Origin of the sequence: Nostoc sp. UHCC 0251 (assembly GCF_034932245.1) — a bacterium.
In the GTDB taxonomy this organism is placed as follows: domain Bacteria; phylum Cyanobacteriota; class Cyanobacteriia; order Cyanobacteriales; family Nostocaceae; genus Nostoc.
The window spans coordinates 1-22,155 of record NZ_JAYGHD010000346.1; the positions used below are offsets into that span (position 1 = coordinate 1).

Annotated in this window: 21 protein-coding genes and 1 pseudogene; 10 read left to right on the top strand and 12 right to left on the bottom strand. The window is 40.2% G+C overall.

What is annotated here, in order from left to right:
* Nucleotides 1-306 precede the first annotated feature (306 nt).
* A complete protein-coding gene (locus VB740_RS29155; RefSeq protein WP_323203327.1) occupies nt 307-1,026 on the top strand; it encodes a DUF4079 domain-containing protein in 720 nt (239 codons plus the stop codon).
* Between the two features lie 11 nt (nt 1,027-1,037).
* Here the strand turns inward: VB740_RS29155 and VB740_RS29160 are convergent, their stop codons facing one another.
* Nucleotides 1,038-2,894: a hypothetical protein gene (locus VB740_RS29160; protein ID WP_323203328.1), complete on the bottom strand. Its 1,857-nt coding sequence runs from the start codon at nt 2,892-2,894 to the stop codon at nt 1,038-1,040.
* 1,166 nt (nt 2,895-4,060) lie between these two features.
* On the opposite strand from VB740_RS29160, the gene VB740_RS29165 reads away from it, so the two are divergent.
* On the top strand, nt 4,061-4,435 hold the full coding sequence (locus VB740_RS29165) for a hypothetical protein (protein ID WP_323203329.1): 375 nt from the start codon (nt 4,061-4,063) through the stop codon (nt 4,433-4,435).
* Nucleotides 4,436-4,701: 266 nt separating this feature from the next.
* Here the strand turns inward: VB740_RS29165 and VB740_RS29170 are convergent, their stop codons facing one another.
* Together VB740_RS29170 and cobU are read right to left on the bottom strand one after the other, a co-directional pair.
* Nucleotides 4,702-5,151 (bottom strand): hypothetical protein, encoded by a 450-nt coding sequence (locus tag VB740_RS29170; RefSeq protein ID WP_323203330.1) that lies wholly within the window; start codon nt 5,149-5,151, stop codon nt 4,702-4,704.
* A gap of 52 nt (nt 5,152-5,203) precedes the next feature.
* On the bottom strand, nt 5,204-5,776 hold the full coding sequence (cobU, locus tag VB740_RS29175) for a bifunctional adenosylcobinamide kinase/adenosylcobinamide-phosphate guanylyltransferase (RefSeq protein ID WP_323203331.1): 573 nt from the start codon (nt 5,774-5,776) through the stop codon (nt 5,204-5,206).
* A 276-nt stretch (nt 5,777-6,052) separates the two neighbouring features.
* Here cobU and VB740_RS29180 point away from each other — a divergent pair, with 276 nt between their 5' ends.
* From VB740_RS29180 to VB740_RS29205, 6 genes are all read left to right on the top strand, one after another.
* The gene (locus VB740_RS29180) at nt 6,053-6,859 is read left to right on the top strand and encodes a hypothetical protein (protein WP_323203332.1); all 807 of its coding nucleotides are present in this window, start codon (nt 6,053-6,055) and stop codon (nt 6,857-6,859) included.
* A gap of 133 nt (nt 6,860-6,992) precedes the next feature.
* Nucleotides 6,993-7,925: a glycosyltransferase family A protein gene (locus VB740_RS29185; RefSeq protein ID WP_323203333.1), complete on the top strand. Its 933-nt coding sequence runs from the start codon at nt 6,993-6,995 to the stop codon at nt 7,923-7,925.
* A 23-nt stretch (nt 7,926-7,948) separates the two neighbouring features.
* Nucleotides 7,949-8,905, top strand: coding sequence for a glycosyltransferase family 2 protein (locus VB740_RS29190; RefSeq protein WP_323203334.1), 957 nt, complete (start codon nt 7,949-7,951; stop codon nt 8,903-8,905).
* Nucleotides 8,906-8,915: 10 nt separating this feature from the next.
* On the top strand, nt 8,916-9,494 hold the full coding sequence (hpsU, locus tag VB740_RS29195) for a hormogonium polysaccharide biosynthesis acetyltransferase HpsU (protein WP_323203335.1): 579 nt from the start codon (nt 8,916-8,918) through the stop codon (nt 9,492-9,494).
* A 910-nt stretch (nt 9,495-10,404) separates the two neighbouring features.
* A complete protein-coding gene (locus tag VB740_RS29200) occupies nt 10,405-12,801 on the top strand; it encodes a response regulator (RefSeq protein ID WP_323203336.1) in 2,397 nt (798 codons plus the stop codon).
* 118 nt (nt 12,802-12,919) lie between these two features.
* The gene (locus VB740_RS29205; protein ID WP_323203337.1) at nt 12,920-13,396 is read left to right on the top strand and encodes a hypothetical protein; all 477 of its coding nucleotides are present in this window, start codon (nt 12,920-12,922) and stop codon (nt 13,394-13,396) included.
* A gap of 69 nt (nt 13,397-13,465) precedes the next feature.
* Here the strand turns inward: VB740_RS29205 and VB740_RS29210 are convergent, their stop codons facing one another.
* The 4 genes from VB740_RS29210 to VB740_RS36900 all read right to left on the bottom strand — a co-directional run bounded on the left by VB740_RS29210 (nt 13,466) and on the right by VB740_RS36900 (nt 15,862).
* Nucleotides 13,466-13,864 carry a nuclear transport factor 2 family protein gene (locus tag VB740_RS29210; protein ID WP_323203338.1) on the bottom strand — a complete coding sequence of 133 codons (399 nt, stop codon included), beginning with the start codon at nt 13,862-13,864 and terminating at the stop codon, nt 13,466-13,468.
* Nucleotides 13,865-13,902: 38 nt separating this feature from the next.
* Nucleotides 13,903-14,910, bottom strand: a complete 1,008-nt coding sequence (locus tag VB740_RS29215; RefSeq protein WP_323203339.1) for a zinc-binding dehydrogenase — start codon at nt 14,908-14,910, stop codon at nt 13,903-13,905.
* An 87-nt stretch (nt 14,911-14,997) separates the two neighbouring features.
* Nucleotides 14,998-15,792 carry an aspartyl/asparaginyl beta-hydroxylase domain-containing protein gene (locus tag VB740_RS29220; protein ID WP_323203345.1) on the bottom strand — a complete coding sequence of 265 codons (795 nt, stop codon included), beginning with the start codon at nt 15,790-15,792 and terminating at the stop codon, nt 14,998-15,000.
* Nucleotides 15,779-15,862, bottom strand: a complete 84-nt coding sequence (locus VB740_RS36900; protein ID WP_416290869.1) for a hypothetical protein — start codon at nt 15,860-15,862, stop codon at nt 15,779-15,781. The genes VB740_RS29220 and VB740_RS36900 overlap by 14 nt, the downstream gene beginning before the upstream one ends.
* A gap of 47 nt (nt 15,863-15,909) precedes the next feature.
* Here VB740_RS36900 and VB740_RS29225 point away from each other — a divergent pair, with 47 nt between their 5' ends.
* A complete protein-coding gene (locus tag VB740_RS29225; protein WP_323203340.1) occupies nt 15,910-17,379 on the top strand; it encodes an amidohydrolase family protein in 1,470 nt (489 codons plus the stop codon).
* 87 nt (nt 17,380-17,466) lie between these two features.
* Here VB740_RS29225 and VB740_RS29230 read toward each other — a convergent pair whose 3' ends face one another.
* The 4 genes from VB740_RS29230 to VB740_RS29245 all read right to left on the bottom strand — a co-directional run bounded on the left by VB740_RS29230 (nt 17,467) and on the right by VB740_RS29245 (nt 21,062).
* Nucleotides 17,467-18,384 (bottom strand): DUF4437 domain-containing protein, encoded by a 918-nt coding sequence (locus tag VB740_RS29230; protein WP_323203341.1) that lies wholly within the window; start codon nt 18,382-18,384, stop codon nt 17,467-17,469.
* A 67-nt stretch (nt 18,385-18,451) separates the two neighbouring features.
* Nucleotides 18,452-19,261 carry an alpha/beta hydrolase gene (locus tag VB740_RS29235; RefSeq protein ID WP_323203346.1) on the bottom strand — a complete coding sequence of 270 codons (810 nt, stop codon included), beginning with the start codon at nt 19,259-19,261 and terminating at the stop codon, nt 18,452-18,454.
* Between the two features lie 150 nt (nt 19,262-19,411).
* Entirely contained in the window at nt 19,412-19,711 is a 300-nt protein-coding gene (locus tag VB740_RS29240) for a protealysin inhibitor emfourin (RefSeq protein ID WP_323203342.1), read from the bottom strand.
* 271 nt (nt 19,712-19,982) lie between these two features.
* Complete coding sequence (locus VB740_RS29245; protein WP_323203343.1) at nt 19,983-21,062, bottom strand: M4 family metallopeptidase; 1,080 nt, start codon at nt 21,060-21,062, stop codon at nt 19,983-19,985.
* A 52-nt stretch (nt 21,063-21,114) separates the two neighbouring features.
* Between VB740_RS29245 and VB740_RS29250 the strand changes: the two genes are divergently transcribed.
* Nucleotides 21,115-21,276 carry a hypothetical protein gene (locus VB740_RS29250; RefSeq protein ID WP_323203344.1) on the top strand — a complete coding sequence of 54 codons (162 nt, stop codon included), beginning with the start codon at nt 21,115-21,117 and terminating at the stop codon, nt 21,274-21,276.
* A gap of 269 nt (nt 21,277-21,545) precedes the next feature.
* Here the strand turns inward: VB740_RS29250 and VB740_RS29255 are convergent.
* Nucleotides 21,546-22,103 (bottom strand): annotated as a pseudogene (locus tag VB740_RS29255) (class I SAM-dependent methyltransferase); the annotation flags it as partial.
* Nucleotides 22,104-22,155 lie beyond the last annotated feature (52 nt).

Sequence of the window (22,155 nt, forward strand, 5' to 3'; positions counted from 1 at the left end):
TAACACACCCTACATATACTTAGATTTTTTCATAAATCAAATACTAGTCCTATAGATGTCCATAAAAATAGCATAATTATATGATTTTTTCCTAATTAGTTTGAGCAAAAACTTTACGATATATATTTTTTTTAGCAGCAAGTTCCACTGTTACCATGATGCTAAACAATAAAACAATGTTGTATTAAGATTAGCGAATACTAAAAAAACATTAATCAGATTCTCATCTGAAATTAATTTAAATGATATTAGGATGCTTTAGATTGTTCCTTGACATGAATTTAATGATTTATTAAAAGGTTCTGTATGCAAATAGCAGATTTTTTTAGTCTTTTACATCCAGCGATCGCAATTATATTCGTGTTCCCACTCATCGGTACAGTGGTCAATTTTGCTTGGCAAACACGCCAACGCAGATTGCAAATTTTAGCCGGGAATAAGAGCAAAATTCCTCCAGTGGTGGGTGGAGAACATAAGCAGTTAGGTGAAAGACTAACTAGTGCAGTTGTTGGACTAACTTTAATCGGATTAAGCTACCCTATCGGCAAAAATATTATCAAAAATCAATTGTGGAACAAGCTACCTTTTCAATTTGTTTTTATTGTGCTAATGTTTGTTGCTACCATCGCCTCTTTAATATTACTTTATCGGGCAAAACAACGAGTGTGGCGGGGAGTATTTGCCACTTTAGTCGGTGTAGGTTTGGTAATATTAGGCTGTCAAGATGGAGTATATCGCCGCACTAATGAATGGTATTGGTCACATTATTATATTGGCATTACCGCAGCACTGCTGATGATTTTTTCATTAGCAATTGTTCAAGACATTTATCAAGATAAGTCTAATCGCTGGCGCATCGTCCATACGATTTTAAACTGCATTGCTTTGTTATTATTTATTGGGCAAGGCATGACAGGAACGCGAGACTTATTAGAAATTCCCCTGAGTTGGCAAGAACCCTATATTTATCAGTGTGATTTTGCTAATAAAACTTGTCCAATGCCAAATTCCCAAGCACCAAAGTGAACTAATGGGACTTAAACTTTCACAGGCAAAGCTTTGGTGATGAATTTACCTACGAGATTATCAAGCTTGGTAAGCTTAGTTGAATCCTTTTGTGGGATGGCAAAGTTAAAAATAATGTTGCTGTAGTCCAGTGTGGCAGTGCCAGGGCTAGAGTTATAAATGCCGCCACCATGTCCAGACTCGTAACTACCAGAACTGAGTTCGATCCCGAAAGCTTTATTGTGTTTGATAGTGCTGTTGCCTACTGTTAGGGTGGCAGTATTATAGATGCCACCGCCAAAGTGTGCCTGATTGCCACTAATGAAGCTATAACTTACCTTAGCGATGCCTAACGGCTCGTTGTAAATGCCGCCACCGTAATCGCTGGCATAGTTATTACTGATACTACTGTCATTCACCGATAGGGTGCCCTGATTGTAGATCCCGCCTCCAGTGGTAGCTTTATTGTGTTTGATAGTGCTATTTTCTACCGTAATGCTGCCAAATACTAGCACATCTGGGCTACGGTAGCCGGGGGTGATAAAGCCCGGATTATAGATGCCACCGCCATCTTCGGCAGTGTTGCTACTGATGGTACTGTTACTCATGGTTATAGTGCCTTCGTTATAGATCCCGCCACCTAAGTTGCCGTGGTTTTCACTAATCAGGCTGTTATTCACAGTTATAGTGCCGCCAATTGTAGCACCGCCAATTGTAACGCCCCCAACATAGATACCGCCACCACCTTCAATTGCGGTGTTAGCACTGATGATACTGTTATTCACAGTTATAATGCCATCACCCTCATTAAGACTGATACCGTCATAGATACCACCACCATCATAGATACCGCCGCCGTATTTCGCAGTGTTGCCAGTGATAGTGCTTTTATCCACTGAGAGAGTAACAGCGCTGTAGATGCCGCCGCCGTTGCTAGCGTTATTGCTACTGATGAGGCTGTTGCTCACGGTTATAGTGCCTTCGTAGATACCATAGATACCGCCGCCGTATTCCGCAGTGTTGCCAGTGATGGTACTGTTATTCACTGATAAGGTTCCAGAACTGAAGATGCCGCCGCCGCCGTAGTAGCTAGACCTGAAGCCGACGCTGTTATCATTGATGAAGCTGTCACTCACGGTTATAGTGCCAAACTCGTAGCCAAAAATACCGCCGCCTCCATATTCCGCAGTGTTGCGACTAATAGTGCTATTACTTACGTTAACGGAGCCTATATTGGGGTTGCCGTTTTCCTTAAAGACATAGTTGTAGATGCCGCCGCCTTCTCTGTATGCAGTGTTGCCACTTATGCTGCTGTTACTCACTGATAAGATGCCAGAGTTAAAGATGCCGCCACCGTTGCTGGAGTTGTTACCACTGATGAGACTGTTACTAACGGTTATAGTCCCTTCACTGTAGATACCACCGCCGTCATTTGCCGCTGAGTTGTTAGTGATGGTGCTGTTGCTCACCGATAGGGTGCCCTGATTGAAGATAGCACCGCCGTATTCCGCAGTGTTCCCAGTGATGGTGCTATTGCTCAAGTTAAGGACTCCTTCATTGGAGATAGCACCGCCTCCTCCACCGTTTTTGTAGCTATTGGTAATAGTCAGCCCGTTGATTGCAGCTGTTACACCATTGCCAATATCAAATACACGGGAAGCACTATCGTCACTAATAGTTAGTAAGCCTGGATTTATGCCTTCAATGGTAAGGTCATCTGTGATACTCAAGCTACTACCAGTCAAACTGATGGTATGGGCGAGTCCATCATTAAATAGTCCACCAAAATTGATGATGTCTTTTCCTGCTAGGGCATTGGCATCTAGAATTGCCTGCCGCAGTGAACCTGCATCACTGTTCTTGGTATTAGTCACGGTAAATATAGACATTGAGGTTACTCCAATGTTTGTTTGCGTTGTATAAATTTAATAAACAAGCTCAGTCTTTATACTTGATTTTTCACAGATTTGGAAAATCTCTCCTTTTAGTAAGAGAGATTTTGAATTTTCCCTTTCCCAATAGGGGAAGGAGTTTGAGTTATTTCGTGGACTTTTCCAGATGATGTGAAAAGTCAGGTAGTCGCCTGTGCCTGCATTGCTCAACTCACTACCGTCAGTGCTACTACTGTTTGGCACTCACGTTAAGTTATAACCCTTGCCCTGCAAAGCCATCCTGGGAGGCTCTATCTCCAGTAGTTTTACCAAAGACAGACCCTCTTGGAGTACATCAATTCCCCCAGGCTGTAAATAACTCAAGGCAATGCTTTAGGCTACTTTTTGAGGGAGACTAAGAGGATGTTTTATAAGGTCTTTTGCTTTCAAGTGTCAGCGCCGGAAAGCATCTCAGTATATGGCTGAAACCTAAATTTTTCCTTGGAGTTATTTTAATTTAACAGTGTACTTTTATACACATTATAAATTTTCAAACATCCTTTAAAAGTGTTAATAAAGAAAAATAATCTATTATTCGACACGTGGAAATAGGAAACATGCAGTTAACCTGATAAGAATTAAATACCGAAAATTGGCTTATATGTCTATAAGTCAATAAATATCTTTGCGTACTCTTTATATTATTGATTGATAAATATTAAGTAGAGCGGCATAAATAATTAAAGGTTTGTACGTGAGGATTTTAGTCCTGTCTGTGTTCGCGCAGGGTGTCGCAGACAGACGGTACACAAGCAAACGAGAGATCAAGCCCTTGCTAGAAAATAATGTCAATATTTTTTATATTACTTAATATAGTTTAATTTATTCTCGCGTACTTACTTATTTATATATAAGCAACGAGCTTGATGTATTCTTTACATTTTGATCTCATCTTTTGCGTAATAACCCAAGTTTCGGATTATTATTCAGATTATGAGAGGATGTTTGAAAAATTGGCAGGTAATTTGACAATCAGGCTTTATTTGGCGGCATCTACGAGAAAGAGTGTCGCCGACTGAGCAAAGAATATGAGCAATCACCCCAAACTTCCGATGTCGTAACGTGTGAACGCGCGTTTTGTGAGATGAGTGAGTATTTAGGCTATCGTCGAAGGTATAACATCGGTGAGTACACCTTTTTTTGGAAACGGCTTTGCATCAAATATAGGCTTTGCATCAAATCGACATTTAATTTTAATTTCAACACTCTTTAGACTGCCAGTTATTTTTATCGCTTCGGCATCATCTATTACTGTGAACAAACTTTTCTTTTCTAGCTTTGTGTTTTTCACTGTTAATTATCCTAGACAGAATGCTGAGATAGTACCATTCTTTTTCGGAAGTGCGATCGCTTGCAAGTATGAAGCACGAGCATGGACAATAGCTGATGTTAGCTTCGGGCTTTTTCATACCAAGATACAAGCGAGGAAAAGAGGAGCGGCTTTTGCTTACTTTTTGCTTAAGTTGACCCAGGAAGAAGTTTTAGATTTTGGATTTTAGATTAAAATCTAAATCTAGAATCTAAAAAAGGTTTCAAGCCTCTCCATTTACGGAGATGAAAAATAAAATTTTCAATAGTTAAGCCTCTTCTTTAAAGAAGAGGTTAATCCAAAATCACAAATCCAAAATCGAGTAACGGCTTTTGTGTACATATTGCTGCCAAAATTGTATCTCACACACTACGTTTGTTGCTTCGCCGACATTTTGGCATTAATGTTCTCACAAAAAACTTGTCAGATTTAACGAAAAATTGAGTCTAAGGTTGTTTATACAATATTATCTACAAGCCGATCGCGAATTGTTTTGAGTTGATCTTGAGTATTAATTGGCTCTCGCGGTGCTGGTAATTCGGTATTAGGCCAGTTAGGTAAATTATTACAGGGACATAACAACGCCGGCATCCCGACGTTTCGCGCTGCTACTGGCATACTGCAACGGCTGCAAGGTACCATTTCCCAGGCTGGTGTCAATAGTTCAGCAATGGTTTCATGTGTACCCTCTAGGTGACAATCACCCAATTCTGACGAAAGAATTTTCTGCCAGCACTGTTCAAATTCTTCACTATAGCGATCGCCATCTAGCACCGTTAGCGGAGCGATAGCGAGTCCGCGAGCGTCTTGAGGCAAAAGGCTTGCCTTACCGTTGCCCGTAATCACTTTCTTACCCAACTGAAACCAGTAGGCAAGGTATCCTTTAACTTGTTGTTTGGTTGCCATATTACAATTTTAGATTTGAAATTCTAGATTTTAGAATAATTTGAATTAAGAGTTAAGAATCTTGACTCCTCATTTCTCCTTCTCCTCTAATTGGCAATGGATAACCAAGGAGGCCTAGATTGAGAACATGACCACCAGTAACTAAATAGACAGTTTGGCTAAGTGCAGCTAGCTGGCGCACTAAAGAACCCAAGCGATCGCGGAACGTCCTCCCAAGAGGATAAGCTGGTACTACACCCCAACCCACCTCTTCTGCTACAAACAAAATATCAGCAGCAACCAGATCCACCGTCTCTAGTAACTCTGCAACGATGTTTTCCCAGCTAGATTCGTCCTCTTCTAAGAGGTTAGCAACCCAAGTTCCTAAAGAATCAACTAAAAGACAGGTATAGGGTTTAGCATCAGAGAGGGTCGCAGACAGTTCCACAGGTACAGATAAAGTTACCCAGTCTTGGGGACGACGTTGTTGATGTTCTAAAATGCGTTGATGCCATTCTTGGTCATCTAGATTATCGGTGGCTGTTGCTACGTAAACAACTGCTTTTCCTGACTGCATGGCCAGAGTTTCGGCCCATTCACTTTTACCAGATCGTGCTGGTCCTGTTACTAAAATGACTTTACCCAAGGTTATTTCCTGAATATTTGAACAAAACAGAATTCAATACTGAATTCTGTGTGACGGATCTGAATCCCTCATTAATTGATTCTGTATTCTGTATTCTTTAACAATATGCCTATGGTTGCAATTTCTCAGCGCAGTTTTTTACTTAATCAGCGAGATTTTTGGTTTCAAATAACTTTTAAGGGATAAAATTAGCACCAGCATCATTGATGTCACCAAGCACCTCGCGCCGTGGAAGCCCCTATACCATCGGGGACAGCAAAATTATAGGATGTCTTTATGAACGCAGGCTTAAAACGCATAGAAGCAACTCTACACGATTTAGGGAATCGCGGCACTGCCTCTGCCGCTGAAACAGTTGATTCGACGACCAAACGGCCTTTCTCTTTTAGAATCAGCGTTGGAGCCAACGAAACCACAGAAAGTACACAAACTCCATCCTCTGAAGAAGAACAAATTGACTTGGGCGTAGATGCTGAGAGTGATTATTCTTCTGAAGAAAGTTTCTTTCCTCACCATGACTCTGTGCAGACCTTTCAAGCACAAGACAATGGTGGCAAAACACCCAGCCTACCCAAGTTGAAAACTCCAACCTTTAGTAGTCATCGCCACGGAGCCAATCCAGCATTGGCGATGAATCTATTGCAAGAAATTCAGGAAACTGTCGCCGGCTGGCAAACAGAACTGCAAAATATTTTGAAACAAATTCAGGATATTTACTTAGAAGGCCCAATTGTTAATGGCTGGTTAGAATCCAATCCCACCGAACCAGAACCGGGAGGAACTTCAACACTGCGTCATGCAGAAGTTGACCGCCTGATGAACTACGTAGAAGAAATTTGCGCGACTGGTGGGAAAGTATCTTATCAATCATCCATTACTGGCTACCGCCTCTGTGGTGTAGACGGTGCTGGTAAAGTCTGGTCACGTCCATGTCCAGCCGATCAGGTTCCTAATGTTAGCATGGCGATCGCTCGTTACCAAAAGTTGCGTCAACTGTTGGGGCGCAAGCAATCTTTGGAAACCCGCCTGAGTCAACTAGCCCAAACTCTTGTAGTTTTACATAGTCATATTCAACAAACATGAAGTTTTAAAGATTATTTCCGAAGAAACTCGGTTGGTGGGTCGGTGATTGTTAGTTTAAATTAACCTCAGCAGGTGTGTGTTGGATTTAAGATTTTTATCTAAAATCCCAAATCTCAAATCCAAAATAAAATCTATGCCAGACACCCAAATCTCCGCGATTATCTGTACCCACAATCGAGATACCTATTTAGGGGCTGCAATTGATAGTCTTTTAGCGCAAGATTTTGCTGCTGACTTTGAAATTGTGATAGTTGATAATGGGTCTAGCGATCGCACTCGTGAAGTTGTAGAACAAAGGGCCCATAATCCACGCCTGAAGTATGTCTTTGAACCCACAATTGGTTTATCTGTCGCCCGCAACACGGGTGCAAAAGTAGCCAGTGGTGATATTCTTGCCTATTTGGATGACGATGCCGTTGCCAGCAAGGGCTGGTTACAGGTTTTATATTACGCCTATTACAATAATTCTAAACTAGCGATCGCAGGTGGCAAAGTCACTCTCATCTGGCCCCAAGGAATCCAGCAACCACGGTGGCTATCTCCAGGGCTAGCTGCAAATCTGGGTGCATACGATTTGGGTGACAGTATCATCTATATCGAGCAACCTGGCTCAACACCCAGAGGCTTAAATTACTCCATCCGCCGCAGTTTCCTAGAAGAAATTGGCGGTTTTGATCCTCATCTCGGTCGAGTGGGAAATAATCTACTATCAAACGAAGAACTGCAAATGACCGAATTTGCCTTACAGCGTGGTTGGCAAGTCGCTTATCTTCCCGAAGCGCTGGTTGCTCATAATGTTGCTCCAGAACGCCTCCAACGCTCCTGGTTTTTAAACCGAGGCTGGTGGCAGGGTATCAGTGAATGCTATCGAGAACAACTCGCTGGTAAAGCTGGCATCGCTCAATTGCAGAGAGGTAGTGAACGGTTCGTGCGCGGCTTGTATAAGGCATTGCAATATTTTTCTGATCCAGCAGAACGGTTTGATAAACTTGTCTATGCTTACGGTCAGATTGGTTACTTAAATGCTGCTATTCAAGGTCTTTTATCTACATCTAATAAGAAATAAGCAATAACATAATTTATACTGATATGTCATCTAAAATTCCAGTTTCTGTATTAATTCCGGCAAAAAACGAACAAGCAAATTTGCCAGCCTGCCTCGCTAGCCTCAGCAGAGCAGATGAAATATTTGTAGTCGATTCTCAAAGTACTGATAACAGTATTGAAATTGCTAAAAGTCACGGTGTAAATGTCGTGCAATTCGACTTCAATGGGCGTTGGCCCAAAAAGAAAAATTGGTCTTTAGATAATCTCCCTTTTCGTAATGAATGGGTGCTAATTGTAGATTGCGATGAGCGTATCACCCCCGAACTTTGGGAAGAAATTGACCAAGCAATTCAAAATGAAGAATATACAGGTTATTACCTCAACCGCCGTGTATTTTTCTTAGGAAAATGGATTCGTTATGGTGGGAAATATCCTGATTGGAATCTACGTTTATTTCAGCATAAAAAAGGTCGCTACGAAAACCTACATACAGAAGATATTCCTAATACTGGTGACAACGAAGTTCACGAACATGTAATTTTGCAGGGCAAAGTTGGGTATCTCAAAAATGATATGCTCCACGAGGACTTCCGCGACCTTTACCACTGGTTAGAACGTCACAACCGCTATTCTAACTGGGAAGCCAGCGTTTATTTTAATATTCTCACAGGTAAAGATGATAGCGGTACTATCGGCGCAAATCTATTTGGTGATGCAGTCCAACGCAAGCGCTTTTTGAAAAAAGTGTGGGTACACCTGCCATTTAAACCCTTTTTACGGTTTGTTCTATTTTATATTATTCAACGCGGTTTTTTGGACGGCAAAGCAGGATATATCTATGCACGCTTGCTGAGTCAATATGAATATCAAATTGGCGTTAAACTATACGAATTACGCAACTGTGGTGGTCACTTAAATACTGCAACTACCCCGAAGGAAGGAGCAGGGGAGCAGGGGAGCAGGGGAGCAGAGGGAGAGTTATTGACTATTGACTCTTAACTAATAACTAATGACTAATGATTCTTTCGTAGATTTACGCAAATATGACCAATCTTGGTTCGATCGAGGGCGTCCAGCTTGGTATATTTTATTATGGTGGTTTGTACAAGCGATCGCCTTTCCCTTAACTCCTCAACCATTAAATATTTTACGTTGTGCTTTGCTACGACTATTTGGCGCTCGTATCGGTAAAGGTGTATTAATTCGACCCACCGCTCGCTTCACCTACCCTTGGAAAGTTACCATTGGCAACTACAGCTGGATTGGAGATAACGTAGTTTTATATAGTCTTGATCACATCCACATTGGTGAACATTGCGTAATTTCTCAAAAAAGTTACCTGTGTACTGGTAGTCATGATATTCAAGATCCTGCCTTTGGGTTGAAAACAGCGAGTATCACCATTGACAATGGTGCATGGGTAGCAGCAGATTGTTTTGTTGGGCCGGGGGTACAAATTGGAACTAATGCTGTGATTGGCGCTCGTAGTAGTGTTTTTACTAATATGCCCTCTGGGCAGGTTTGTTGGGGAAGCCCCTGTCGCCCTAAGACAGTTCGGATAAAACTTGATACGCCCGCAACCCCGTGATTTGCTATTTATAGCAGTTTTCAATTGCATGGAATATAGACTTCGTAGGGGCACAGCAATGCTCATTGGTGTCAACTTAACGTAAAAGCCATGTCCCGCAAAGAACTGAAGTTCCAAGAATAATAGCGAAAGTCATCTGAAGATGACTAAATAATCTGAAAAATCTTTAGTCTACTTTAGCTATTAGCCTAGAACTAAAGTTCTAGGCGGGCGAGTCAAGCTTTCAGTTAAGCTACTTTTAGCTTAAGTTGACACGTATGAGCAATGCTGTGCCCTAAGTATGTGTTGCTTTTGGAAATAAGAAAGTGCGATCGCTACAATTTTATGCACATTATCGGCTAACACTTATGCTTAACCCAACGTATTGGGCTATAGGTGAATCGTCAAGCTAAAATTGCAAGTAGCATAGGCGTAGACCAACCCAGGCATTGCCTACATTGAACCTTCTAATTGTAATGCTATAAACCAGAGGCTATGTACTTTTTACACACATAGCTGGTACTTATGTTTCCTAACTATAGGACTCATATTTGATTTTTGAAAAAATTCAGTGTAACTCAAAGAGGCTTCTTGCCTGTTGCCTATTGCCTATTGCCTTCCTACACAAATAATTTCAGAAATCAAATCGGATTGCTATATAAGCTTTCCTTTATAGATGTAGGCATTTCCAGAAAATAGGATACTTTTAATTAAATCTTTTTGCTTTTAAGTTTAAAAGTTGTGCATAAAAACAATGGCAGAAGATGTTATATACAAAAACAGCAAGCAGATGATCTAGTTAGCAGAAACTTTTGCCATTCAAACAAGTAGGTAATAAAGTGTAGCTTGCCACCCATGTTACTCAATTTTTTAAAAGCTTTAAAAGCAAACAAATTTAATAATTTTTAAAGAAATTTAATAAGAGGCAAGTATGAATTTTAATGAAAATAAAAAAAATGTCATCTTACTGGTTGATGACACTCCTATGAACTTAAAAATTTTATTAGATTTCTTAGAATATTACGGTTTTAAAGTTTTGGTAGCTGAAGATGGAAAAACTGCACTGAAGATAGCAGAAACTTCTTCACCCGACCTAATTTTACTGGATGTATTAATGCCAAAAATTGATGGTTTTGAAACTTGCAGACTTTTAAAAATAAATCCAGACACTCAAGATATTCCCGTAATATTTATTACTGCCATGAGTGACAAGGTAGATAAAGTCAAAGGTTTAAATCTTGGGGCAGTTGATTATATTACAAAACCTCTAGAAAATAAAGAGGTTTTAGCTAGGATAAATACCCATTTGCATTTACGAAACCTCACAAAAAAACTCACAGAGCAAAATAAACGTTTAGAGATGGAAATCTTGGAGCGCCAGCGGGTAGAGGAAAAACTTCGATGCCATTCAGCTGCATTAGACGATTGTAACAATCGCTATCAAGCACTAATTCAAGCGAGTGGTCAGATTCTCTACGACTGGAACCTGGATACAAATGATATTAAATATGGTGGAAATGTAGAGCTAATATTAGGTTACTCTATGCCTGAGATGTTAGGAGGTTTAGACCGTTGGCTAGAGTTGGTTCATCCTGATGACAGAAAGTTCTTTAATGAAGAGATTAACCGCGTTTTATCGACAAAAGAGCGATTCCACCTAGAATTTCGCCTGTGTCGCAAAGATGGCACTTACATCACAGTTGAGAATAATGGGTATATCTTTTTAGACTCTACAGGCAAAGTTGCTCGGATGACGGGCTTTGTAATTGATATTACCGAACAGCAAGCTGCGCTACGCGATCGCAAAAATGCAGAACAGAAAATCCGTGAGCAAGCCGCTTTGCTCGACATCACTACAGATGCGATTATCGTTCAGGATTTGATTAACCAAATTCAATTTTGGAATAGAGGCGCTGAACATCTCTACGGTTGGATGGCAGAAGAAGCAATGGGCCAGAATGCCAATCAACTTTTGTATCGCAAGCAAAATTTGTGCCAACTGAAAAATATCAAGAAAACTCTAGTTGAACATGGTTCATGGCAAGGTGAGTTAAATCAAATCACAAAACAAGGCAAAGAGATAATCGTTGCTAGTCGCTGGACACTGGTAAATGATAATGAGGGACAAGCCAAATCCATCCTAATTGTCAACTCCGACATTACAGAGAAAAAACAACTCGAAGCGCAGTTTCTTCGTGCCCAGCGGATGGAGAGTCTTGGCACTTTAGCCAGTGGTATCGCTCACGATTTCAACAATGCACTGACACCGATGATGATGACAGTGCAACTTTTAGAGGCAAAACTCCCAGATGAGCAAAGTCAGCGATGGCTAAAAATTATGGAAACCAACGTTAAACGTGCGGCAGATTTAGTAAAACAAGTGCTATGGTTTTCACGCGGATCTGTAGGTAACTTTAAAACTCTACAGGTGCAGTATTTAATATCAGAAATTGAAAATATTGTTAAGCAAACATTTTCCAGAGCTATTGAAATCCGTATAGATGTTCCTGGGCAAAATCTGTGGAATATATTTGGTGATGCTGCTCAGTTGCACCAAGTGTTGATGAACCTCTGTATTAATGCTCGTGATGCCATGCCTCATGGCGGTATCCTAAAGATTTCTGCGAATAATTTCTGGGTTGATAGCCAATATGCCCGAATCAATATTGATGCTAAAGTGGGTTCTTACGTGATGATTAGCGTCTGTGATACAGGCATAGGAATTAAGAAAGAAATAGTAGATAGAATTTTTGAGCCATTTTTCACAACAAAAGAAATGGGTAAAGGCACAGGGCTTGGTCTTTCAACAGTGCTTGGCATTATCAAAAGCCACGGCGGCTTTGTAAATTTAGTTACTGAAGTGGGCAAAGGCACGGAGTTTCAAGTTTTCTTACCCGTCGCGCAGACAAGGGAGATAGATAGTAAATTAGCTGGAGATCATGAATTACTCGCAGGGCATGGAGAATTGATTTTAGTTGTTGATGATGAAGATTCAATTCGAGAAGTTACTCAAACCTGGTTAGAAAAAAATGCCTATAAAGTTCTAGCAGCTAGTGATGGTATTGATGCGATCGCACTATATACACAACATCAACAAGAAATTAGTGTGGTCTTGGTTGATATGATGATGCCATCTATGGATGGGCCAACAACTATTAATGTGTTAAAAAAAATTAATCCAGACATCAAAATTATTGGTGTTAGTGGATTAGCCTCCAATCATGAGATGATTAAAATCCTTGGTAATAATGTCAAAATCCTTTTGTCCAAGCCTTACACCTCAAACGACTTGTTAAGAAATTTACAGATGGTGATTAATACAAACTAAGGTTTGTCATTAGTTATTGGTCATTAGTCATTAGTCCAAAGTGAATGCCCAGTGCCTAAGCAAAATGGGAAGCAACAGTGGTAATATGTTCTCATGGCTGCTCTAATCCTTGCTATTGATGAACAAACTACTGGATGAAACGCTGTCAATCAAAATTGCTGAAAGTATAAACAGCAGAGCTAGCACTCCGTTTGATAATGCTTACAAAGCAGCATTATCCACTGAGGGAGCAAGATATATTCAGGGATTTTTAGCTTTTGCCGGGAAACCATACAGACCGGTTGAACACAGTTGGATTGAGATAGGCGACGCTTCCGATGCCCGCATCGTCGATCCCACATTACCGCACCTAAACAAAAATCCCCAAGAACTCTGGTATTTTGCAGCACAAAGGCTAACCGTTAAAAAACTGAAAGCCATCATTGAAGAATCGAAAGAAGATTATCCAGAAGATGATCCATTGCCAATCTATGGTGATCCACCTTATGAATATTACGGTGATGTAATGTTGGGTGGTCAAGAATACTTGGCAGCATATCAAGCCGCAGAAGCTAAATGTAGAGAAATCAACGAACTCAACCCTGAGAGTAACTAAGTAATTCGTAATTCATAATTGCGAATTGCGTTAGCGACGAAGGAGCGTCATTGCGAATTGCGAATTGATTTAATATGATTTCCCATCGCTACCAAAGTATTCTCTATAGGCACAAATTTTGTCTCCACGCACATCAAAAGAAACTGCTACCCGATTTTTGTAAGGCTGTCCGAACAAAAGCCCCTCATCCCGAAACTCAAAGACAGCCGTTGTTTCATTGCTAGTAACACGGTCTAGACTAGTCAGGTTTAAACCAGGATTGAAGGATTCAGAAACGTACTCAAAAAATTCTCTAGCTCGTTCTTTCCCCACATTCAACCCGTGGAATTTTGCTATAGGAAACCAAAGGGTAAAATCTTCTGTGAGCATATCTAACAACGGTTCCCACTCTCCTGTTGACATTCCATGCGTCAGATTCTCAAATGCCTGTCGAGCAACTTTTAAAGTATTTTCTGAATCTTGTGTCATTCTCACCCGTGGCTGAATATAAACTAATATTGTCTTACTTAGAACCTCACCACTACTTTGCCACAATTTTGACCACTGAGGAGATATTCTACAGCTTTGGGTATTGATTCTATGCCTTGAAACTGGGTTGGGTCAACGGCAACTTTGAGTTTGTCTGTGTAAAACAAGTTTAAAAGGCGATCGCGTGCCTCTGCCATATATTCTTTATAATGAGGCATGAGAAAGCCTCTTACAGAAGCAGCTTTCCAAAATAGCTGGTGATAAATGCGTGGTTGTGTAATCTGTTCTAAGTCTTTTGCGTATTCGGAGATAAAACCAACCACTACTAAGCGTCCTCGCACTGCCAAATTTTCAACGCAAGTATCAAATACTGCTTTGCCTACACAGTCAAAAATTAAATTAATTCCATTGGGGTATTCTTGCTTGAGGACTTGATTGAGATTTTCTGTGCGATAGTTGATAATGCGATCGCACCCTAATTCCTTTAGTAAATCTGCCTTCGCCTCAGAACTGCAAGTACCAATGACATAATTACCAGCTAATTTTGCCAATCGCACCGCAATATGACCAGTTCCTCCTGCCGCTGCTGTCACTAGAACCACTTCATTACTCTTCATCTCTCCCACTTGTTCCAATGCAACCAAAGCTGATACACCTGTAGGTATTAGTGTTAGTACCTCTGGCGTTGCTTCCCGCACCTTTACCGCTAAGTTTGCATCGATAAGCTGATATTCTCGATAACCACTACCACGCATCGTAGTTATTACAGCATCACCTATTTGAAAATCTTTAACATTTTCACCGATAGCGACAACTTTTCCTACAGCTTCCACGCCTAAATCAAAGGGAGGAATCAAGTTAACATAGGGAACATCACCACGACAAAGTAATGTGTCAAAGCCACCGTTAACGCCAGCAAACTTGTTTTGAATTAAAAGTTCACTAGACGCAGGTTTAGAAATAGGAACTTCGACAATTTCAATGGCAGATTTAAAATCTTGATTAAGCTGTTTTGCTATTAACTTTTTGTAAGTTTTTGCGTTCATTTACCCATCTTATTTAAGAAATATAAATCTAGGGCGTTTTAGCTGAAAGAACGCACCATTAAAAATTTAAGGTGCATTATACTAAGCTTATAAAGCTTTATCCCACTCTAATTGATGCGCTAAACCATACTTAATAAAATCTTCTACTTTAGCTTTATCGCTTTTACCAAAAACACCTAAGCTGTAAGGATTATCTTGCATCCGTTGCGTGACTTGCTCTTTTTCAAATTGGATAACTTCCTCTCTAGGTTTATCCGGTTTAAAAAAGTCTACAACCAAAACAGTCCTATCATAATTAGTGTAATTATGTGGACAGTGTGGATAACTGTGATCTAAAACCAGGAATTTTCCTTCATGCCAATAAAGTTGATCATGGCATATTTTCATAGCCACATCTCCCTCTGGCACGATTAATCCTAAATAGCCACGATTCATGTGAGGGTTATAATTCACATGCAGTTTGATATCCAAGCCTGGATGGAATGTCCCAAAATACACATTTCTGATGATTTCATCATCGCTAAAGTTAACTTTTTCTATTACTTTAGCCAAATTAGGGAAGTATTTCTCTCTTAATATAAGTGCTTTTTGTGATGCCTCATCTGGCCCATAATCAGGATATTGTATTTGATGCACCTGAATATATTTTTCAATAAACATCCCTTGAAATAAAATACCAAAAGCACTGTATTTTGCATCACCCTTGGTTTTAATCGTTTGACTTTTAGGGCCCAAAATATCATAAGTTAACTTTAACTCGTCATCAGACGCATTCTTAATAAAGCGTGTAAATTCATCTCTAATCACTTGCCAGTTATCTTCAAAATTTTTGAGAAAAGTAAATCCTTTTGGGTCTATATGATACTCATTAAAAGTTTCCATTGTCTTTTCTCCTGAAGATGATTTCATAAAAAACCGTTATATAATGATGGGATTTGGTTTTCGTCCCGATTCTATGTTGGAATTCCTGACTAAACTCATTTTAGTGTGAGGTCTACTGTGTCTGAAACTCCCGTATTAGATAAAATTATCAAAAATGTGCGGGTAGTTCGTCCCCATCAGGATGCAATCGAACTACTTGATTTAGGCATTAAGGATGGAAAATTTGCTCAGATTGCCCCTAATATTAGCCCAGACACAGGTAAAGAAGTATTTGATGGCAAAAATTTGCTAGGCTTTCCTGGGGTCGTGGATGCCCACATGCACATCGGTATCTATCAACCCCTCGACAAAGATGCTGTGACTGAAAGCAAAGCAGCAGCAATGGGAGGCGTGACAACCAGCTTAAATTACATCCGTACAGGGCAGTATTATCTTAACAAAGGCGGCTCCTACCGGGATTTTTTTCCAGAGGTATTGGCGTTATCAGCAGGTAATTTTTTTGTAGATTACAGCTATCACATTGCACCTATATCTAGCCAGCATATCGACGAAATACCTTTATTGTTTGAAGAACACGGTATCTCTTCGTTTAAAATATTCATGTTTTATGGGGGATATGGGTTGCATGGTTTGTCAGACCAGCAAAACCTCTTTTTGATGATTAATAAAGAGGAACGGTACGATTTCGCCCATTTTGAATTTATTATGCGCGGTCTAACTCGCTTGATGGAAAAACATCCAGAAGCGCGAGATACTATTAGCTTGAGTTTGCATTGCGAAGTTGCAGAAATTCTCAACGCCTATACCAAAATAGTTGAAAACGATTCTAGTCTTAGTGGATTACACGCTTACAGTGCAGCGCGTCCACCTCATTCCGAAGGTTTAGCAATTTGTATTGCTTCTTATTTGGCGCATGAGACTAACTGTGCAAATATCAATTTGTTGCACCTGAGTTCGCGTAAAGCAATGGAAGCAGCTTTGACTATGCAAACTGCTTTTCCTCATATCAATTTTCGGCGAGAAGTTACTGTCGGACATTTGTTATTAGATGTCGATACTCCCAATACAATTTGGGCAAAAGTCAACCCTCCTATTCGTCCCCGTGCCGATGTGGAATACTTATGGCAAGCAGTACTTAATAATCAAGTGGATTGGATAGTTAGCGACCACGCTTGCTGTTCTGCTGAACAAAAAAGAAGTGCTAAAGACCGGAATAATATTTGGTTAGCAAAGTCTGGTTTTGGCGGTACAGAATATTTACTTTCTGGTGTATTTAGTGAAGGTAGCAAGCGGGGGATGTCCTACAATCACATGGCTAAATTGCTATCTTGGAACCCATCCCGGCGCTTTGGTTTGTTAGAAAAAGGTGATATTGCTATTGGTTATGATGCTGATTTAGTGTTGGTAGACCCCAATAAAAGCTTTGTGGTACGTGCTGCTGAGTCGGAGTCACAACAAGGTTATACGCCTTTTGAAGGAGTGGAGTTAACTGGACGAGTGAAAAGTACTTTTCTGCGCGGAAACTTGATTTACAACAATGGGCAGGTTTTAAGTTTACCCACTGGACGTTATTTAAAAAGACGTTAGAGCAATTTTAAAAGCAGCAAGTGGTAAAATCAAAATTGAAATTGTCAATCCACACAGATTACCAAACAACTTACTTGGTATAATGATTTAGGTATTTCCATGTGTATATGATATGACTGTTCCGGCTTGGGATACATCTCTATCAACTCTGACAAAAGATAAATATCCATCATCTGTTCTGTGTCTAAGGGTAGTGTTATTGGTGGGACAATAGCCTAAGTGTTCTTTCGCAAATCTATAATTTCCTATATCACAATAGCCAGCTAAAGCATAAGCCTCTTCATTGTATGATTGAATTATTGCATAGTGACCGTCATAATGTGGCAAAATCGTAAGTAGCCATGTTCCACCCCCGTTATTATGTTTTCTTAAAAACTTCTTTTTTGCTACTTCAAATTGAACTGTCTCTGTATTACGCCAAGGTAATAACTTACTATCCAATACTGGAATAAACTCACTTATTCTCGCATCTGGATGACTGATTTCTGCATATTGGTATTTGAGTGGAACTGGCCCGTTTTCCATCCAAAGGATTTCAACGCCTTCTTCACCTAAAACTTTCCAAGATTCTAATCTGACCCCTGCCGGAATAAACGAGTAAGAATGTTTATCTAGCCGCCATTCATCAATTTGAATTTCACCAGCAATAATAAAAATTTCTAAATCAGCTGTAAAGATACCAGATGGCGCTTCAAATCCGGGCGGTAGAATTACTCTGGAAGTAGATGCACCACAGTCATCCCAAGTCAGCAATCTTCGTCTTCCTGCTGCTACTTTATCTGGCATTCCACTAATGCGCCATCCTTGTTCTTCTGGCACAGCATTTGTATCAAAAAATTGATACTGGCGAGGCAAATATTCTTTCGATATTGCTGTACGCCTTCCCGATAGATTCAAGCGTCCTCGACCATCTCCACCCCAATCTTCTTTTACAGGCGCTACACTTAAAAAATCATCAGCTTGGTCTTTGGCTGTGTAATCAAAATTTCTATTCTCTTCACCCATAATTGTACATTCTCCTATTTATATGTTTTTCCTTCGCTAGTAAATGCTATATTGCATTCACTGAAATTTATTCTAAAAACTCAATTACCACCTTTGAGATTTCTTCAGGTATTTGGTTCATCATACATATTGTTCCGCCTTCAATCTCAATCATTTTTGCATGAGGAATTGCCGTTAAAATAAACTCTCTATTGTCTGCGTTAGCAAAACCTAGCCTTTCTAATTGTTTTACATCCTCTGTACCAGACAATATTAGAGTTGGAGATTTAATTAAATGAAATCTTGCTTCCATTCTTTGGCAGTAGTCAAGAACAGCCAAAGGTGCATACCAAGGATAGCCAAAACCTTTTAAATCGTCCAAAACCCAGCGGTGATTTAACTCAGCAGAACCTATATAGCTTGCTCTGGCTGACCATCTTTGCATCAAGTGAGAACCGTCTGGTTGTATCTTGAGATTTTCAAATTTATTGATTAAAGCTGCTTTCCCCTCTTCGTTAAAGTTATCTATGTTGCATAATATAATTTTTTCGACTCGTTCAGGGTAAGCTGCTGCTACTTCTGCTGCTACACAAGCTCCTGTATGATTACCAAGAATACTTGTGGTTTCTACTCCTAATTCGTCAAGCAGTAAAATAACAGTTTTTGCGTAATCTTCAATCGAATACATTCTTGGGGGTTTATCAGAATCTCCTAATCCCAAAAAATCCATAGCAATGACTAATCTTTTCTGAGCCAAAATTGGTATCAACTCGCGAAATTCATCGCCACTTCGGAAGTTTTGATGTAGTAAAAGCAGAGGTTTTCCCTCACCACCAATCCGGTAAAGAATTTGTCCGTCTTCAGTGTCTAAAAAGGCTCGTTTGATTGGTTTATTCATATCATGCTTATAAATTTTCGTGGGGATTAATTGATGGTAAGACAAAATATTCATGAAGGCACAACAATGTTGTGCCCCTGCTGCCTATTACTATTTGGTCTTTTTTATTTTTGATTGTGGCAATAAAGAGTTTGAGTAATTTTTGACTTTTTATCTTTTTTGTGCTGCGTTCTGTAGCCATTCAATCAAGGGTCTTAAGGTTCCTGGCAATGCTGCTTCGCTAACAGTCACCGTATGCTGCTTGCCGTTATCTTCCACTGTTAACTTATACTGAAAGCGATCGCTCTGAGGATTTGGCGAGGTAATGTGTTCAGGTAGCCTAAATAAATCTGCAACTTCCACTAGTCGGGGAAGTGTCGCTGCTTCATGTGGTGGGAGAGTGGCTGTATCAACGGTTGTTTTTTTGGTAATCCCAGCAAAGCCGCCTGTGCGTTCAAAGGATATCCGCATTTTTTTCTCTCCGTTGTGCTATTTAGTTGGGAGAAATACAAAAACTGGGAGATGATAGTTTTCACCTACCAGTTTAGCAATAACAAGTAGTACATCTAGTACTAATTCGTAATTCGTAATTCGTAATTCGTAATTAAGATACTTAGAAAAAGGCTTTATACAGGCTATTTATAATACTTTACTCTGTGCTTTAAACAATACATACTTGGATGGTTTGATATAAGACTTAGAAGTTAGAAGCTGTGATTTTCTTAGCTCCTAACTCCTAATTTTAAATAACTCCCACCTTTTGCCAAGCGTTCTGCACAGCTTTTTGCTCGTTACTGCCATTACCGTAGAGTTCGCCAGCAACTTGAATGGTGACGTTGGCAGCTTTTTTAAAATCTGCTTTGGCACGCAAGCGATCGCGTAAAGCTATGTACCAGATTTTACCAACATTTTCCCAGGCATAACCACCAATCTCAACAGCCGCTAGATAAAAGGCATGGTTAGGAATTCCTGAGTTGATATGCACTCCAGCGTTATCTTCAACACCTGTATATTTATCTTTCATATGGGCTGGTTGCGGATCTTTACCCAATACTGGATCATGGTATGCTGTTCCCGGTGCTTTTAGCGATCGCAGGGCCACACCTTTGACAGTTGGTACCAAAAGACCTTCGCCAATCAGCCAATCAGCCTCTTGTGCAGTCTGATTTTTGCTCTTTTGTTTCACTAAGGAACCGAAGACATCAGAAAACGACTCATTCAGTGCCCCAGGTTCGCCATAATACTGCAAACCCGCTTCATATTGGGTTATACCATGAACTAGTTCATGCCCAATCACATCAATAGACTTGGTGAAGCATTGAAACATTTCTCCGTCGCCATCACCATAAACCATTTGGTCGCCGTTCCAAAAGGCGTTGTCATATTTTTCCCCATAATGCACGGTGGAGTCTAAACGCAGTCCTTTGTCATCAATCGAATTGCGATCGAATATCTCATAAAATAATTCATAAGTAGCACCAGCAGCATCGTAGGCTTCATTCACCGCTTCATCACTGCTTGGTGGATCTCCCTCACCGCGCACTAATGTACCAGGAAGTTGCTGGCCATATTTGGCATCGTAGATGGTGCGGCGTTTTTCACCGGGAGAAGGTGCAAATGAGACAGTACCTATGACATCTCTCCGTCCACGAAGCTGTGCCGAAACATTTAATGTATGAAAAGCCCAACTACGCTGCTGTGGATTGCCATTTACAACAACATTTTCTAGCATGTGGGGCGGGATAATACAACAAATAGGGCATCTAGAGTTAAGTGGATGCTTATACTTGAACCCGGCTGATTTCTTTTTATTTCGAGCCATCCAAAATATTCTCCTTTTGGAACTAAGTATTGGCAAACAAAGGAGCAAAAAAATGAATCCAAATCGCGTGTCTTTGGTTTTTTTGAAAACATTTTCTACTCTGTATTTTCGGATAGGTCTGCGGAGGATTGATAGTACCCTCACAGGTATTTCTGATGTGGAAATATTGCATAAAAACACAAGGCAAGCTTATATACCGAAAGTTTCAGCCTAAATCCTTGCGTGAGTTAGCAAAACCTCCTTTACAGACCTAATGCGTTTATATATTAGTTCTTCTCAAGAGAGATCATGTTATTTATTGCTGTTTTGTTACTATCAAGCTCTTAATCGTATAAATCCCCGTTGGAGACAGGCAAATCCCAAATCTAGTACAGCGCGGTGTAAATCAAGCTACTATTTTAAAACTTGCAAAAGCTTTGATATACAAAACTTTTGGCTTTTGACTTCCGCCTTGCGGTACTAGGCATCCAAAACCTGAAATTTTCACAGCCAGCCACCAAACACCGCCAGACCATAATATTTCCAAGGTACTGCAACTGTCTTAAATCCAGCTTTGCTCAACATTTGTAAATGAGTATCTAAGCTAGCTAGCTGGTCTTGACTGGAGTAACCTTGGGTACTACTCGCACCAATCTTCGCGCGAATATCTGTTAAATTAGTTCCCTGTTGAACTGACCATTCTTCTCGTACCGCCTTATAAACTTCTGCTAAGGCTGGTGATTCTGGTAAAACAGGGTCTGCATTCCAAAAACAGCCGTTTTTACTGAGGCTAGCAGCAATTCGCTCAAATAACCTCAATTTCATCTCGTCTTGGAGATGGTGGATTGCCAAAGATGAGACACAGGCATCAAATTCGCTACCAATAGCAAACTTTTCTGGATTATCTGCCCAGTCGCCAAAGTCTGCTTGTGTACCAAACCACCTTTTTTGATATCCTGCTGCTGTGATTTTATCTTGAGCAAATTGCAGCATTCGAGGCGAGTAATCTAGGGCAATTACTTGGGCATCTGGATAGCCGTTAAGTATTTTTAGACTAAGTTCGTTGAACTAAGCGATTCCCTCACGAGAACCGCTCGTCTTCAAAACCGGACGT